This window comes from Pseudogemmobacter sp. TB195 (assembly GCF_058313095.1).
Genome location: NZ_JBZEGG010000179.1, coordinates 1 through 561 on the forward strand (window position 1 = coordinate 1; position 561 = coordinate 561).

At 56.1% G+C, this 561-nt stretch carries 2 tRNA genes; both read left to right on the plus strand.

Features of this window, described 5'->3' with window-relative positions:
• The first annotated feature begins 52 nt into the window (after positions 1 to 52).
• Positions 53 to 129, plus strand: a tRNA-Ile gene (locus AC4FS3_RS29250).
• 30 nt (positions 130 to 159) lie between these two features.
• A tRNA-Ala gene (locus tag AC4FS3_RS29255) sits at positions 160 to 235 on the plus strand.
• The last annotated feature ends 326 nt before the right edge of the window (positions 236 to 561 follow it).

A 561-nucleotide genomic window follows, 5' to 3' on the forward strand; every position in this document is an offset into this window, starting at 1 on the left:
GGGGGCAGGCCGCGGCTTCTGGCGTTTGGCCAGGAATACGCAGCCAGGATACGGGCTTGTAGCTCAGTTGGTTAGAGCGCGCGCTTGATAAGCGTGAGGTCGGAGGTTCAAGTCCTCCCAGGCCCACCACTGAAAGCGGTGCGTTCTTACCTCATGTATGGGGCCTTAGCTCAGCTGGGAGAGCGCCTGATTTGCATTCAGGAGGTCGTCGGTTCGATCCCGTCAGGCTCCACCATCTGCTTTTGCGGATGGGGTTGAGCGCGGGGTTTCCTGATGTGTTTGTGTTTGTCCGGATGACAGTTTCGCAGATGTTGGAGTTTACTCCGTCTGCGTGTTGTTTGACATCGTGAAGAGTGGATGCGTCCTGAAGGGGTTGTGATGACCCCGCCAGCAACGTGCGGACCGCAAGGTCCGCATGAAAGTATGGACGCATCAGTAGCATGAAATGGTCTTTCTGATTATGGACCGTTCCGGCGTCATGCCGGAGCGGACATCGATCATGAGAACGATCAAGTGCCTTAAGAGCATTCGGTGGATGCATTGGCGCTGAGAGGCGATGAA